The 15151-nt window shown below is 68.4% G+C and carries 10 protein-coding genes and 2 riboswitches; of the genes, 4 read left to right on the forward strand and 6 right to left on the reverse strand.

Annotated elements, in window-relative coordinates; all coding sequences use genetic code 11:
* Nucleotides 1–60: 60 nt before the first annotated feature.
* Nucleotides 61–3579, reverse strand: coding sequence for a chromosome segregation protein SMC (gene smc / locus KBW98_RS04910; protein WP_211519017.1), 3519 nt, complete (start codon nt 3577–3579; stop codon nt 61–63).
* Nucleotides 3580–3772: 193 nt separating this feature from the next.
* Nucleotides 3773–6040, reverse strand: coding sequence for a DUF1631 family protein (locus KBW98_RS04915; protein WP_229428988.1), 2268 nt, complete (start codon nt 6038–6040; stop codon nt 3773–3775).
* Nucleotides 6041–6296: 256 nt separating this feature from the next.
* Here KBW98_RS04915 and KBW98_RS04920 point away from each other — a divergent pair, with 256 nt between their 5' ends.
* Entirely contained in the window at nt 6297–6500 is a 204-nt protein-coding gene (locus tag KBW98_RS04920; RefSeq protein ID WP_211519018.1) for a hypothetical protein, read from the forward strand.
* Between the two features lie 185 nt (nt 6501–6685).
* On the opposite strand, the gene KBW98_RS04925 is transcribed toward KBW98_RS04920, so the two are convergent.
* Nucleotides 6686–7246 (reverse strand): ATP-dependent Clp protease proteolytic subunit, encoded by a 561-nt coding sequence (locus tag KBW98_RS04925; protein ID WP_211519019.1) that lies wholly within the window; start codon nt 7244–7246, stop codon nt 6686–6688.
* 332 nt (nt 7247–7578) lie between these two features.
* Nucleotides 7579–7662: riboswitch (glycine riboswitch) on the forward strand.
* 18 nt (nt 7663–7680) lie between these two features.
* Nucleotides 7681–7787: riboswitch (glycine riboswitch) on the forward strand.
* Between the two features lie 49 nt (nt 7788–7836).
* On the opposite strand from KBW98_RS04925, the gene gcvT reads away from it, so the two are divergent.
* From gcvT to gcvP, 3 genes are all read left to right on the forward strand, one after another.
* Complete coding sequence (gene gcvT, locus KBW98_RS04930; RefSeq protein WP_211519020.1) at nt 7837–8967, forward strand: glycine cleavage system aminomethyltransferase GcvT; 1131 nt, start codon at nt 7837–7839, stop codon at nt 8965–8967.
* Between the two features lie 47 nt (nt 8968–9014).
* Nucleotides 9015–9395 (forward strand): glycine cleavage system protein GcvH, encoded by a 381-nt coding sequence (gene gcvH, locus KBW98_RS04935; RefSeq protein ID WP_211519021.1) that lies wholly within the window; start codon nt 9015–9017, stop codon nt 9393–9395.
* Nucleotides 9396–9508: 113 nt separating this feature from the next.
* A complete protein-coding gene (gene gcvP / locus KBW98_RS04940; protein ID WP_211519022.1) occupies nt 9509–12388 on the forward strand; it encodes an aminomethyl-transferring glycine dehydrogenase in 2880 nt (959 codons plus the stop codon).
* Between the two features lie 16 nt (nt 12389–12404).
* Here gcvP and KBW98_RS04945 read toward each other — a convergent pair whose 3' ends face one another.
* From KBW98_RS04945 to KBW98_RS04955, 3 genes are all read right to left on the reverse strand, one after another.
* A complete protein-coding gene (locus KBW98_RS04945; protein WP_211519023.1) occupies nt 12405–14078 on the reverse strand; it encodes a methyl-accepting chemotaxis protein in 1674 nt (557 codons plus the stop codon).
* Between the two features lie 198 nt (nt 14079–14276).
* Nucleotides 14277–14630 carry an H-NS family nucleoid-associated regulatory protein gene (locus tag KBW98_RS04950; RefSeq protein ID WP_211519024.1) on the reverse strand — a complete coding sequence of 118 codons (354 nt, stop codon included), beginning with the start codon at nt 14628–14630 and terminating at the stop codon, nt 14277–14279.
* 116 nt (nt 14631–14746) lie between these two features.
* A partial coding sequence (locus KBW98_RS04955) for a hypothetical protein (protein ID WP_211519025.1) occupies nt 14747–15151 on the reverse strand: 405 nt, incomplete at its 5' end.

Consider the following 15151-nt stretch of genomic DNA (forward strand, 5'->3'; position numbering starts at 1 on the left):
CGAGTGTAGCACAGCGCAACAATGACCCGAACACGGCAGGACCGCGCCTGCCGGCCATGTTCAAGCGGCCGCCAGGTCGGCCGCCGACTCCATGTCCACCGCGACGATGCGCGATACGCCCTGCTCCTGCATGGTCACGCCGATCAGCTGGCTGGCCATCTCCATCGCGATCTTGTTGTGCGAGATGAACAGGAACTGGGTGTGCTCGGACATGCGCTTGACCATGCGGCAGAAGCGCTCGGTGTTGGCGTCGTCGAGCGGCGCATCGACCTCGTCCAGCAGGCAGAATGGCGCCGGATTCAGGCGGAACATCGAGAACACCAGCGCGGTCGCGGTCAGGGCCTTCTCGCCGCCGGACAGCAGGTGGATGGTGGCGTTCTTCTTGCCCGGCGGCTGGGCCATCACCTGCACGCCGGCGTCGAGGATCTCGTCGCCCGTCATGACCAGCCTCGCGTTGCCGCCGCCGAACAGGATCGGGAACAGTTCCGAGAAGTGGCCGTTGACGCGATCGAAAGTGTCCTGCAGCAGCTCGCGCGTCTCGCGGTCGATGCGGTGGATCGCGTCTTCCAGGGTGGCGATGGCTTCCTGCAGGTCGGCGTTCTGCGAATCGAGGAAACGCTTGCGCTCGGTGGCCGTGGCCAGTTCCTCGACCGCGGCCAGGTTGACCGCGCCGAGCGAGGCGATCGCGTTCGTCAGGCGCGTGACCTCGCCCTGCAGCCAGGACGGCTTGACGTCGGGGTCGAGCTTCTCCGCCAGCGCCGCCACGGCGGCTTCGTCGGCGCCGGTGGCGGCCAGGGCCTCGGCGTACTGCTCCTGGTTCAGGCGCGCGGCCTGTTCCTTGAGCTGCATTTCGGTGATGCGGTCGCGCTGCGGCTGCAGGCTGCGCTCGGCCTGCATGCGGCTTTCCTCGGCGTGGCGCAGCTGCTGGGTGATCTGGTCGAGTTCATGGCGCGCGTCGGCCAGGGCGCGCTCCTGGGCGCTGCGGCGGTCCAGCAGTTCCTGCAGGCCCTCGTGGGCGGTGCCGGCTTCCAGCGCTTCGAGCTCCAGCCTGCCCTGGGCCAGGCTGGCGGCCACCTGCCCGGCCTGGGTGGCGGCGGTGGCGATGTTGCGGCGCAGTTCCTCGATGCGGGCGCGCTGCGAGCGTTCGGCGAACTGGGCTTCCTGGGCGCTGCGTTCCAGCTCGCGCAGTTTCTCGCGCGCCTGGGTAAGCATCTGTTCCCTCTCGAGGAAGGCGGTCTGGCCATCCTCGTGGGCGCCCTGCAGCTCGGCCAGTTCCATGTCGAGCTGCTCGAATTCCTGCTCGGCTTCCGCAGCGGCCTGGCGCTGCTCGGCTTCCTGGGCGGCGATCTCGGAGAGGTCGGCCGCGATCTGGCCGCTGCGCTGGTTGAAGCGGGCTTCGATCTCGCTCTGCTTGAGCACCTCGATCTGCAGCGCGTGGACTTCGCGCGTCAGGCTGCCGACGCGCTGGCGCGCATCCTGCAGGCGGCGCGACAAATCGGCGACGGCGGCGTCGGCGCGGACGGCGCGGGCGCGCGCCTCGTCGGCCAGCAGGGCCTGGGCGCGCAGTTGCTTAGCCGTGTTGTCGATCTCGTGCTGGCGCGCCAGCATGCCGTCCTGTTCGGCGTCCGGCGCGTGAAAGCGTACCGCGGACTGGGTCACGATGTGGCCCTGGCGGGTGACGAAGCTGCCGCCCTGCGGCAGGCGGCCGCGCTCGGCGAAGGCGTCGGCCGTGTGCTCGGCCACGAAGACGTGGTGCAGCCAGTCGTTCAGGACCCCGCGCACGCCGGGGTCGTTCAGGCGCAGCAGGCTGGCCAGGGGTTTCAGCCCAGGGACGTCGGCGGCGGGCGCCCCCGGTTGCGGCGCATACAGCGCCAGGCGCGCCGGCGGCGCATCGCCGAAGAAGGCCTTGGCCCAGTCGATGTTCGACATCTCCAGCGCGTTCGAGCGTTCGCGCAGCACCGCTTCGAGAGCGGCCTCCCAGCCCTCTTCGATGTCGAGTTTCTGCCACAGGCGCGGCAGCCTGGACAGCTCGTGCTTTTCCAGCCAGGGCTGGACCTTGCCCTGGGTTTGCACCCGGTCCTGCATCTGGCGCAGGGCTTGCAGGCGCGCTTCCAGCTGGGCGCTGGCGGCGCTTTCGCCCTGGACCTGCGCGTGGGCGTCCTTGCGCTCCTGCTCGACCGCGTCCTGGCGCGCCGTGGCGTCGTCCAGCAGCATGGTCTGCTCTTCCAGCGCCAGCTGCTTTTCCTCGAGCTGCATGCGCAGGTTGTCGAGGGTGGCGCTGTCCGGCAGGTTCAGGCCACTGCGCTCCTGCTGCAGGCGCTCGCGCCGCGCCGCCAGGTTAGTCAGGATGCCGGCGGCGTTGCGCTGGTGGGCCGAGGACAGTTCGATGCGCTGCTGCACCTGCATGATGCGGGCCCGCGATTCGGTCGATTTTTCCTGGGCCGCGCGCCAGGCGCTTTCGAGCTCCGGCAGGCGCTCGTTATGGACCTCGACCGCGATCTGGGCGCCTTCCGCACGCGCGGCCAGCTCCTCCAGGTTCATCTCGGCTTCCTCGAGCTGCTCGCGGGTTTCCTGTTCCTGGGCCAGCCACTGGTCGCGCTGGGCCGCCAGGGTGCCGAGCTGGTTCTGCAGGCGGGTGCGCGACTCGACCACGAACTTGATCTGGGCTTCCAGGCTGCCGATCTCGGAATTGGTCTGGTACAGCGCGCCCTGGGCCTGGTGCAGGCGGTCGCCGGTGGCGAAGTGGGACTGGCGCATGTGTTCCAGGTCCAGCTCCACGCTGCGCAGCTTGGCCGTCTGTTCCTCCAGGCCGGTCTGGGCTTCTTCCATCTCCTTGAAGAAGCGCACCTGTTCCGCCTTGGCCTCGTTCTTGCGCAGCAGCCAGAGCAGCTTCTGCTTTTCCTCCTGGTCGGCCTGCAGCTGGTGGAAGCGGTTGGCCACCGCGGCCTGGGCCTCGAGCTTGTCCAGGTTGGCGTTCAGCTCGCGCAGGATGTCTTCCACGCGCAGCAGGTTCTCGCGCGTGTCGGACAGGCGGTTCTCGGTCTCGCGGCGGCGTTCCTTGTACTTGGAGACGCCGGCGGCTTCCTCGAGGAAGACACGCAGCTCTTCCGGGCGCGACTCGATGATGCGGGCGATCATGCCCTGGCCGATGATGGCGTAGGCGCGCGGGCCGAGGCCGGTGCCGAGGAAGATGTCCTGGATGTCGCGCCGGCGTACCGGCTGGCTGTTGATGTAATAGGTGGAGGTGCCGTCGCGCGTGAGGGTGCGCTTGACGGCGATCTCGGCGTACTGGCCCCACTGCCCGGCCGCCTTGCCGGCGCTGTTGTCGAACACCAGTTCGACCGAGGCGCGCCCGGCCGGCTTGCGGTGGGTCGAGCCGTTGAAGATCACGTCCTGCATCGACTCGCCGCGCAGCTCGGAAGCCTTGGATTCGCCCAGCACCCAGCGCACCGCGTCGATGATGTTGGACTTGCCGCAGCCGTTCGGGCCGACCACGCCGACGAGCTGTCCCGGTACCTGGAAATTGGTGGGATCGACGAAAGACTTGAATCCCGACAATTTAATGGAGGAGAGGCGCACGTTCCTTCGGCAGTGTAGCTAGCGATAAAACCGCATCATATCACCGCTTGCTTGCTGCATGAGCAAGAATCGTTGACCGGGAAACACGTAGGGTGGACGGGTTCCTCGTCCACGCGGTGATAGTTAGTCCTTCCGTTCTCGCGCACGTGCCGGGAGACGTGGTTTGAACGCGTCGGCGGCGGAGCCGCCGACCCTACGCCGCGGCTGACGTGGCGTCGTTGACCGCCACCGCTTCGCTCAGCACCCTGCCGACCACGCCTTCCGGCGCGAGCACCTTGATGCTGCCGCTGCGGAAAGCTTCCGCCAGGCGCTCGGCGGGCAGCGAGAAGGCTTCCTGGCGCCCCGCGCCCGAGAAGATGAACAGGCTGCGCAGCGGGCTGACCCAGGCCAGCTTGACCTTGCGCACCGCGCCGCCGCCCGAGAACTCGAGGCGCATGCCGCGCTCCAGCGCCGCCAGCGCCGCCGTGGCCGGGTCGGCGTCCTCGGCCTCCAGGCCGGCGGCTTCGGCCTGTTCCTGGGCGATGCGGCGCAGCGCGTCCCGCTGGGCGGCTTCGACGGCCAGTTCCAGCTGGCGCTCGGGCGAGACTTCGATCGGGGCGCGGACGATAGCGGCGTGGTATTCGGCCAGCTCGGCGAAGAACTGCAGGCGCTCGGCATCCTGCCAGCGCACCGCGTCCAGCCACTTGTTGAGCGTGGTGAGCAGCCCGGGCAGCGACTTGATCAGGGCCTTGCGCTGCTCCTGGGTGGCCTTGGGCTTGACGCTCCAGACCAGGTCGTCCATCGCGCGGGTGGCGTTGTCCACCGCGCCCGGCTTGCTGTCCTCGATGCTGTAGGCAAAGGTCAGCACCGGGGTCCAGCGCTGCTCCAGGAAGCCGGACACGAAGGCGGCCACCTCTTCGCCCGCGAGGCGCACCGCGATGGCGCGCTGGGCGCTGCGCCGGGCCGCGGCCTGCTTCTCGATCCGGGTGGCCTGGGCGATGGGACCGGCGATCGCGGCCTGCTCCGCCTGTTCGCGCGCCGCCAGCCCTGCTTCCAGCTCGGCCACGGCGGCCGCGAATTCGGGCTGGTCCTGGGTGGCGATGCGGCCGACGCTGCTGCGCATGGCGTGCAGCAGCGGGTCGTCGGCGCCCTGCGGCTGTTCCCAGCCGGCTTTCGACAGCAGGTCCAGCATGCGCCGCGCCGGGTGGGCTTCCTCGAAGAAGAAGCTGCGGTCACGCAGGGCCGCCTTGAGCACCGGCACCTGCAGGAATTCGATCAGGCCGCGCGTCTCGGGCGGAATGCTCTCGTCCAGCAGGACGGTCTCGAAGATGCGCGACAGCAGGTCGAGCGTGGTTTCGTCGCCGCGCGACAGGCTGCCCCTGGGCAGGTCGGCGCGCAGGCGCGGCAAATAGAAGACCTTGTGCGCGCCGCCGGCGGCCGCCGCGGACGCGGCCGAGGCGGGAACCATGGCGCCTGCGGGAAGCATGCGCGCCAGGACGTCGAGCAGCGGCGCCGGCGCTCCGGCCGCCGCTACCCCGGCCACGGCGTGCGCGTCCGCGGCATGGCCGGATGGGGGCGCCGCTCCGGACGCCTGCCCTGCCGGCGCGAAGCCGGCCGCGCTCGGGCGCCAGCCGCCCGCGCCCGGCGGCAAGTCGGGAATCAGGGGAATCTCGAGGTCGCCCGGCTCCGGCGCCGCGGCCTCGGCGCCGAACAGGCGGCGCAGCTGCTGCGACATCGACGCCTCGCGCCGCGCGCGCTCGGCCTTGCGGGCGGCGCTGTCGTCGGTCTTGGCGAAGCGGTCGGCGCCGCGGGCACGGGCCGGCTTGAGCTGCTCGTTGAGGGCCTCGTACATCGGGCCCAGGTCGAACACCAGGCCGGGGCGCAGCAGCGGCGCCACCAGGCCATGGGCCTCGGGCTCGGGCTCGAATTCGCGCCAGGCTTCCTCCAGCGCCACCAGAAACACCTCCGGACGGAAGGGATTGCCGGCGGCGCGCACCAGGTCGCGCCCGAGCAGCACGCCAAGGCGCACGCCCAGGCAGGCAAGCTGCTCGGAATACTGGATGTCGAAGGGGCGGCTGACGGCGCCGAAGGCCAGCTTCTGGTCGATCTCTTCCAGGGGCACCAGGCTCAGCGCGACCGGCGCGCCTGCCCCCGGCTGCGGGTTCAGCGCCGCGAGTTCCTTGCTCAGGGCCAGTTCGATCCCGCTGCAGGCCAGGTGGAAGTAGGCGTAGGCGTTTTCCCTGAGCAGGTTGCCGGACTTGACGCGGCGCGCGGCCAGCCTGGGATCGGGGCCGGCGCTCGTCATGTCGAGCATGGCCGCCACCATGCGGTGAACCATCTCCATCACCTGGCCGTTGACGTGGCGGCAGGCGATACCGGCGAGCGCATCCAGGGTCGCCTGCCGGTCGGCGGCGGCCTTGCGGGCGGCGGGCGTCTGTGCGGATGGAATGGCCATGGCGTCGAGCAGGGGAGATTCCGCCATTCTGCCACATTATTTCCACAAAGCAATGGGTGCGCTTCAGATTGCTGCAAAGCGGTTGCGAGCCGTCCGCAAGGATGGGCCGCCCGACCCGCCGGTTATTGCATTGAGATTGTAGGAGCTCGTCCTACACCGCATCAGGCGGTGTTCCGATAGCGATTCATCAATACGATAAGCATGATGAATTTACCGGACGTGCCACGAATCATTCGGACATCGCCGAGTAGGACATCTTCCCCACTTTGAAAGGAAACACATCATGGCCTCGAAGCAAGGTAGCAAGAGCCAGGGCGGCTCGTCGAAGCAGCAAGCCGAAGCCGGCCGCCAGGGCGGCAAGAGCTCGGGCAGCAAGCAGTCAGGCTCCTCGGGATCGGGTTCGGGCTCGAGCGGCGGCACCCGCGGCGGCACCCCGGAACAGCATGCCGAAGCCGGCCGTCAAAGCCACAAGAACGACAAGCGCTGAGCGCCTCGCTCCGGCCGGTCCGGAGCCGCCAGCCCGCCGTGCAGCTTGCCGGCGGGCTTTTTGTGTATCAATGTATCAGTGTATGTCGGACAAAGCGCCATGGAGACGGCGCAACATTGAGAGGCGATGCAAATAAGCGGCCTCCGCGCATCGGATAATCCGATGCGCGTGCAGCGCGCCGCTGCTCAGATATTGCGCAGGATGGCGCCCTTGGGCGGCGCGAAATCGCGGATGTCGTTGACCAGCCCGGCGGTCTTGGCGTCGCGCGCATTCAGGTGCAGGTCCGAATACTGGTGGATGCTCCACTGCTCCGGGGTCAGCTCGACCGTCTTGCGCAGGATCGACTCGGTGCGCGCGTCGTCGGCGCGCAAGCCCTCGACGATGATGTTGAGCGCATCCGGACGCGAGCCCGGCGAGGCGGTCGCATGCGACTTGTGGACCATGAAGCGCGCCGTGTCGCTGCAATAGCGCTCGCTGCCGCACAGGTAGAGGATGACCGCGATCGAGGCCACCGCGCCGCCGTTGTACATCACAAACTTGATCGGCGAGCTGGCCATGAAGTTGTACAGGCACAGGCCGTCGCTCACGTAGCCGCCATTGGACTGCACCAGGACGTGGGCCGTCTCGATGCCGTCCTCGGTCATGGCGGCGACCGCGTCGAATACCCGGTGGACCATGTCACTATTGACGTCGCCGGACAGCGTGAACCAGCCTGTTTTTTCCTGTTGTGCTTTGTCTTCGCTCATGTTTTTATCCGCCTGCAAAGTGTGTGGGATAAGTGTAGCAAAACCGCCGCAGGACGCCTGCCACGGTGCTTCTATAGTGCGCGGCAATGCTTTCAGGAATCGAACCGGAGTCGCACGGTGAACACAGCCCTACCGCTTACCAACGTCATCCCCGCGCAGGCGGGGACCCAAGTTCGTCGCATCGCCAGTGCAATCAATCGCAGGCGATCCGCATGCAGACTTGGGTCCCCGCCTGCGCGGGGATGACGTTCATAGGGTGCAGGCCGCCGCTTCCGCCTCCTCTTCTCCCCTCTTGGCTGGTTGACACCAAGCCCCTCCTGACATATCCTCCACAGTCTTGACCGGGAGAGCGCAGCACGCTGCCGCCGAAGGGGCACTACCCACAAACTCTCAGGCAAAAGGACCGGTCAAGGAGCGGCGGCGCATGGCGCAGCCGGCTCAACTCTGGAGAGCGGCCGCGGCTCGGCATGAGCGAGCGGCCCACCGAAGGGGCAGGCGGCTTCGCCGCTATCTCTCAGGTACCAAGGACAGAGGGGATTGAAGCGCACGGCGACGTGCCCGCCCCCCTATTCACCTGCCCTGAGGATTCCATGACGCTCAAAGCGACTCCGCTCAACTCCGCTCACCGTGCCGCTGGCGCCAAGATGGTCGACTTCGGCGGCTGGGACATGCCGGTCAACTACGGTTCCCAGATCGAGGAGCACAACGCGGTGCGCACCGACGCAGGCATGTTCGACGTGTCCCACATGTGCGTGGTCGACCTCAAGGGCGCCAACGTGCGCGCTTTCCTGCGCGGCCTGCTGGCCAACAACGTCGACAAGCTGCAGGTCCCGGGCAAGGCCCTCTACTCCTGCATGCTCAATCCCGAAGGCGGCGTGATCGACGACCTGATCGTCTACTTCTTCAGCGAAGACTGGTTCCGCATCGTGGTCAACGCCGGCACCGCCGACAAGGACGTGGCCTGGATGAACCAGCAGAACGCCGCCACCAGCAGCGGCCTGACGATCACCCAGCGCCGCGACCGCAGCGCCGACAACCTCGATCCGATCGCCCTGATCGCCGTCCAGGGCCCGAACGCCCGCGCCAAGGCCTGGGACGTGCTGCCCGAAACCAGGGCCGCTTCCGAGCCCCTGAAACCTTTCAATGTCGTGATCGTCCCCGACACCGCCTTCGGCGAAGTCATGGTCGCACGCACCGGCTATACCGGCGAAGACGGCTTCGAGATCGGCGTCGCCGCCGACAAGGCCGAAGCCCTGTGGAACGCCTTCGCGGCGGCCGGCATCAAGCCGGCCGGCCTGGGCGCGCGCGACACCCTGCGCCTGGAAGCCGGCATGAACCTCTACGGCCAGGACATGGACGAGACCGTGAACCCGCTCGACGCCGGCCTGGGCTGGACCATCGACCTGGTCTCCGAGCGCGACTTCATCGGCAAGGCCGCCCTGCAGGCCAAGGGCCAGCAGGCCAGCTTCGTCGGCCTGATCCTTCGCGAAAAAGGCGGCATCCTGCGCGCCCACCAGAAAGTGATCAGCGCTGCCGGCAACGAAGGCGAGATCACCAGCGGCACCTTCAGCCCGAGCATGCAGCAGGCGATCGCCCTGGCGCGCGTGCCGCTGGACGTGGCGATCGGCGACACCGTGCAGGTCGTGATCCGCGACAAGCGGTTGGCCGCCTCCGTCGTCAAGCTGCCGTTCGTGCGTAACGGCAAGGTTCTCGCCGCCTGATACAACAAACCATATAATCACCGCGTCACCACACCAGGAGCAACAATATGAACATCCCTACCGACCTGAAATACACCGAGTCCCACGAGTGGGTCCGCCGCGAGGCTGACGGCACCCTGACCGTCGGCATCACCGAATACGCGCAGGACGCACTGGGCGACATCGTGTTCGTCGAACTGCCGCAGGTCGGCAAGGCATTCACCGCCGGCGACGACGCCGCCGTGGTGGAATCGGTCAAGGCGGCGAGCGACATCTATGCTCCGGTGTCGGGCACCGTCACCGCCGTGAACCAGCCGGTCGCCGACGCGCCGGACTCGATCAACCAGGACGCCTACGGCGCCTGGCTGTTCAAGCTGCAGCCGGCCGACGCGGCAAGCTTCGACGCGCTGATGGACGCCGACGCCTACGGCAAGACCACCGACAACTGATCGCCCCCGAAGGCGCGCCCTCCAGCACGGCGCGCCTTTTTGTATTCCAGAACTCCCGAATTTCTCCATCTCCGCCCGCCCACAAGGCGCCGGCAATTCATCTGGCCACCATCATGACCCGCTCCAGCCTCACCCAACTCGAAGCCCGCGATTCGTTCATCCCGCGCCATATCGGCCCATCCGAATCCGAACAGGCAGCCATGCTGTCGACTCTCGGCTACGCCTCGCGCGCCGCCCTGATCGACGCCGTGGTCCCCGCCAACATCCGCCGCAAGGACACGCTGGACCTGGGCCAGTTCGCCGAGCCGCGCACCGAGGAAGACGCGCTCGCCGTCCTGAAGGCGCTGGCGTCGAAGAACAAGGTCATGAAGTCGATGATCGGCCAGGGCTACTACGGCACCCACACCCCGAAGGTCATCCTGCGCAACATCTTCGAGAACCCGGCCTGGTACACCGCCTACACGCCTTACCAGCCCGAGATCTCGCAGGGCCGCCTGGAAGCGATCCTGAACTTCCAGCAGACCATCACCGACCTGACCGGCATGGGCATCGCCAACTCCTCGATGCTGGACGAAGGCACCGCCGCCGCCGAAGCCATGACCCTGATCCAGCGCGTCGGCAAGTCGGCCTCGAAGGTGTTCTACGTCGCCGACGACGTGCTGCCGCAAACCCTGGAAGTGATCCAGACCCGCGCCCAGCCGATCGGCGTCGAAGTGCGTGTGATCGCGGCAGGCGAGGTCGAAAAGCTGGAAGAGACCTGCTTCGGCGTGCTGCTGCAATACCCGGGCGTGAACGGCGAAGTGCGCGACTACCGCGCCGCCGTGGAGCACCTGCACGCGATGGGCGCCATGGTCGTGGTGGCCGCCGACCTGCTGGCCCTGACCATGCTCACCCCGCCGGGCGAATGGGGCGCCGACGTGGTCGTCGGCAATAGCCAGCGCTTCGGCGTGCCGCTCGGTTTCGGTGGCCCGCACGCCGGCTACCTGGCCACCCGCGATGAATTCAAGCGCAGCATGGCCGGCCGCCTGGTCGGCGTCACCGTCGATGCGCAAGGCAACCAGGCCTACCGCCTGGCGCTGCAGACCCGCGAACAGCACATCCGCCGCGAGAAGGCGACCTCGAACATCTGCACCGCCCAGGTGCTGCTGGCCGTGATGGCCGGCATGTACGCGGTCTACCATGGCCCGCAAGGCCTGAAGCAGATCGCCCAGCGCGTGCACCGCCAGACCGCGATCCTGGCGCGCGGCCTGCAGCAGCTCGGCGCCGAGGTGCTCAACACCACCTACTTCGACACCCTGACCATCAAGGGCGACGCCGGCGCGCTGCACGCCGCCGCCAATGAGGCCGGCATCAACCTGCGCCGCATCGACGACCAGCACGTGGGCGTCTCGCTCGACGAGACCACCACCCGCGAAGACCTGGCCGCGCTGTTCGGCATCTTCGGCAAAGGAAAATCGATCGACATCGACGCGCTGGACGAGGACGTGGCGGACGCCTTCCCGGCCTCGCTCACCCGCGAAAGCGCCTACCTGACCCACCCGACCTTCCACCGCTACCACGCGGAGCACGAGATGCTGCGCTACCTGCGCTCGCTGGCCGACAAGGACCTGGCGCTGGACCGCACCATGATCCCGCTGGGCTCGTGCACCATGAAGCTGAACGCGACCTCGGAAATGATCCCGGTTACGTGGCCCGAGTTCTCGAACATCCACCCGTTCGCGCCGAACGACCAGACCGTGGGCTACCGCGAGATGATCGACCAGCTGGAAGCCATGCTGTGCGCCGCCACCGGCTACGCCGCCATCTCGCTGCAGCCGAACGCCGGCTCCCAGGGCGAGTATGCCGGCCTGCTCGTCATCCAGAAATATCATGAATCGCGCGGCGAGGGCCACCGCAACATCTGCCTGATCCCCTCCTCGGCCCACGGCACCAACCCGGCTTCGGCCAGCATGGTCGGCATGAAGGTGGTCGTCACCGCCTGCGACGAGAACGGCAACGTCGACCTGGAAGACCTCAAGGCCAAGGCCGAGCAGTACAGCAAAGACCTGGCCTGCGTCATGGTCACCTACCCGTCGACCCACGGCGTGTTCGAGGAAGGCATCAAGGAACTGTGCGAGATCGTGCACGCCCACGGCGGCCAGGTCTATGTCGACGGCGCCAACATGAACGCGATGGTCGGCGTGGCCGCCCCTGGCGCCTTCGGCGGCGACGTCAGCCACCTGAACCTGCACAAGACCTTCTGCATCCCGCACGGCGGCGGCGGCCCGGGCGTGGGCCCGATCGGCGTCGGCGCGCACCTGGCCAAGTTCCTGCCGAACCAGCTGTCGACCGGCTACGTCCGCGACGAAGCAGGCATCGGCGCGGTCAGCGCGGCGGCCTACGGCTCGGCCTCGATCCTGCCGATCTCGTGGATGTACATCGCGATGATGGGCGCGGAAGGCCTGACCGCGGCGACCGAGGTGGCGATCCTGAACGCCAACTACATCGCGCGCCGCCTGGCCCCGCACTATCCGGTGCTGTACACCGGCCACGACGGCCTGGTCGCGCACGAGTGCATCATCGACCTGCGCCCGCTGCAGGACAAGACCGGCATCAGCAACGAAGACGTGGCCAAGCGCCTGATGGACTTCGGCTTCCACGCCCCGACCATGAGCTTCCCGGTGCCGGGCACCCTGATGATCGAGCCGACCGAGTCGGAATCGAAGGCGGAGCTGGACCGCTTCATCGAAGCGATGATCACCATCCACGCCGAGATCGTGAAGGTCGAGCGCGGCGAGTACGACAAGATGGACAACCCGCTCAAGGGCGCGCCGCACACCGCGGAGGTGGTCACCGCCGACGACTGGCAGCACGGCTACACCCGTGAAGTGGCGGCCTTCCCGGTCGCATCGCTGCGCAAGAAGAAGTACTGGCCGCCGGTCGGCCGCGCCGACAACGTGTACGGCGACCGCAACCTGTTCTGCGGCTGCGCGCCGATCAGCGACTACGAGTAAGCCCCTGTAGACCGCCTCACTTGCGGCTGGAGGCCAGCCGCAGGTGCGAGGCCGGATAACGGCGGCGTTCCCGCGCGAGTTCGCGTGGAGCGTCGCCGTTTTCCTTTTCCGCCGCCGGTTCCGCAGGCGGCTCCGCGGGCTCTTCGAGCCGGAAGCCGGCCATGGTGCGCGACAGCGCCAGCGCCTGCATCTGCAGGGTGCGCGCGGCCAGCGCCGCTTCTTCCACCAGGGTGGTGTTCTGGCGCGTCACCTGGTCCATGCGCACGATGGCCTGGTTCACGTCCTGCAGGTTCGACTCCTGGCCCATGCTGGCCGAGCCGATGCGGCTGACGATGTCCTCCACCTGGCGCACCGAGCTGGCGATCTGCTGCATGCTGCTGCCGGCCTGCGCCGCCCAGGCGGTGCCGCCGTCGATCTCGTTCATCGACTGCGTGGCCAGCACCCGGATCTCGCCGGCCGACATCGTCACGCGCCGCGCCAGCTGGCGCATCTCCGAGGTCACCGCCGCCATGCCGGCGGCGTCCAGTTCCTTGCGCGCCGCGTCCAGCCCGGCGTTGAGCGCCAGCGTGTTCGCCTGCGCCGCCAGGGCATCCAGCGCGTCCACGATCTCCACCACCCGCAGCGCGCTGCGCTTGCCCGAGGCCAGCGCCGCCACCAGGCGCTCGACCACGCCCCCGCCCTCGTGGGCCGCTTCGCCGACCGAGGCCGCCAGCTGGTTGGCGGCGTGCGCGCCGTCGGCGGCCAGGCTGACGCTGGCCTCCAGTTCCTTCATCGAGCTCGCCGTGTCCAGCATCGAACCGGCCCGGAACACGGCGCGGCTCCCCAGGCTCAGGCTGCCCAGCTTGATGTCGCGCGAGGCGATCCCGATCAGGCGCGCCGATTCCAGGATGCCGCGCAGGGTGCCGTTCAGGTGGCGGATGCTGGCGTCCAGCGCGCGCGAGGTGTCGGCGATCTCGTCGCCGCCGTAGGCCCGCTCGCGCACCGTCAGGTCGCCGCTGGCCAGCCCGCTGGCGGCGGCGCCGATGCCGCGGATCTCGTCCAGCAGCAGGCGCCGCACCGCGAAGGTGATCGCCAGCGAGATCCCGACCGCGAGCGCGATCACGATGGGCATCAGGGTCGACACCAGGCGGAAGTCCGCGCTGGCGCTATCCGATGCCTGGCGCGTGAGTGTTTCCTCGATCAGGCTCAGGTCGGCCAGGCGCTGGGCGACCACGGCGAAGGCGCTTTCCGCCTTGAGCATGGCGTTGGCCGAGATCGACCCGTCCATCGGGGCCAGCTCGATCACGTCGCGCACCGCCGCGGCATAGGCGTGGTGGGCGCCGACGGCCTGCTCCACGTGGCGGCGTTCGGCCGCGTGCGGGCCGGTCATGCGCGCCAGCCGGGCCAGGCCGGCGCCGATCCGCTCATGCTGGATCAGGATGTCGCGCCGCAGCGGCTCGGTGCGGGCGACGGGAAAGCTGCCGCCCACCCAGCTCAGCAGCCGGTAGATGTCCGCATGGGCCTTCTGCGACTGCGCCGCCAGCTCGCCGGCGGCGCGCATGTTGGCGGCGCGCTGGCCGACGATGGATTCGAGCGAGTCGTTCTGGCGCACCATCGCGACATAGGCGGAACAGGACAGCAGTACCAGCAGGAACAGCACCGCGCCGGGTGCCAGCAGCAGCTTGGGACCGATGCGGAGGCGGGCCAGCATGGGTCAGCCCGCGCGCACGAGGCTGGAAGGCGGGGAGAAAGGCGATGGGGTCATGGCGTCCTCCGGTTGAGCGCACAAAGTTTCCCAAGTGCATTCAACGAATTTACCCGAAGGAGGACGGCGGATATTTGTGCAAGCTCAAGCACCCGGCTGCGGCACCTGCGGCCGGGTGAGAGGATGCGGGCGTGGCGCGTCCGGCTAGGCCTTCAGCTGGTCCAGCGTCTTGCCGCCCGCCAGGGCCTCGGCCACCCACGCGGGCCGCCGTCCGCGGCCGGTCCAGGTCTGGGATGCATCGGCCGGATTACGGTATTGCCCCCCCTCTCCCGCGGCCTTGGCCTTGCCCTTGCCGGACTTGCCGGACTTGCCTGCCTTGGCCGATTTGGTCGAGAGCAACTCGTCGACGCTGACACCCAGGTTCTTGGTCAGCGCCAGGATCTGTTCGCGCGCCTTCTTCACCTCGTCCTGCTGGCGCGCCTTGATCTGCTTCTCGACCTCGAATTGGAGGCCCTTCAGTTCGCCCAGGTTATAGCTCGACAGATCGATGTTCGCCATGCTCGTCCTTTGACAATGTGGTGGTGACGCAAGCGTATCATGTTCGTCCCGAACTGGCCGGCAAGCCGAGCACCTGAAACACGCTTATCCGGCATGCGTGTCCCGGGCGGAAAGCCTCAGGCGGACTGGCCTTCGCGCCAGCGCCGTACGTAGCTCTCCGCCAGCTCCGCTTCGCCCTGTTCCCTCAGCCAGGCATAGGCGCGCTCGCAGGCCGCCTCGGTGGCCTCGGGATCGGCCTGCATCGCCCGCTCCAGCAGGGCCAGTCCTTCGCGCTCGCCGCGCTCCAGGCGCGCCACGCCCTCGATGTAGAGGCCGAGCGCATGGCCGGCGTTGCGCGCGTTGAAGGCGGCCAGCGGCGCGCACACGTCGGTGGCGGGCTCGTGGCGCATGGTCAGGCGCAGCATTTCCAGCTGCTGGGCGGGGTCGGGCTGCGCCAGGGCGCGCAGTTCGCGCAGGCGCGTGCGCTCTCCCTGGATCTCGGCATGGCGCAGCGACCACGGCTCGGCCACTTCCCTGGCCCA

The sequence above is a fragment of the Massilia sp. ST3 genome (genome assembly GCF_018119405.1).
Lineage (GTDB): Bacteria > Pseudomonadota > Gammaproteobacteria > Burkholderiales > Burkholderiaceae_D > Telluria.

Excerpts from the sequence above, each read along its gene's own strand:
- gcvT (WP_211519020.1), top strand. The coding sequence starts at position 7,837 with ATGACGCTCAAAGCGACTCCGCTCAACTCCGCTCACCGTGCCGCTGGC.
- KBW98_RS04920 (WP_211519018.1), top strand. The coding sequence starts at position 6,297 with ATGGCCTCGAAGCAAGGTAGCAAGAGCCAGGGCGGCTCGTCGAAGCAG.
- gcvH (WP_211519021.1), top strand. The coding sequence starts at position 9,015 with ATGAACATCCCTACCGACCTGAAATACACCGAGTCCCACGAGTGGGTC.
- KBW98_RS04915 (WP_229428988.1), bottom strand. The coding sequence starts at position 6,040 with ATGGCGGAATCTCCCCTGCTCGACGCCATGGCCATTCCATCCGCACAG.
- KBW98_RS04950 (WP_211519024.1), bottom strand. The coding sequence starts at position 14,630 with ATGGCGAACATCGATCTGTCGAGCTATAACCTGGGCGAACTGAAGGGC.
- gcvP (WP_211519022.1), top strand. The coding sequence starts at position 9,509 with ATGACCCGCTCCAGCCTCACCCAACTCGAAGCCCGCGATTCGTTCATC.
- KBW98_RS04945 (WP_211519023.1), bottom strand. The coding sequence starts at position 14,078 with ATGCTGGCCCGCCTCCGCATCGGTCCCAAGCTGCTGCTGGCACCCGGC.
- KBW98_RS04925 (WP_211519019.1), bottom strand. The coding sequence starts at position 7,246 with ATGAGCGAAGACAAAGCACAACAGGAAAAAACAGGCTGGTTCACGCTG.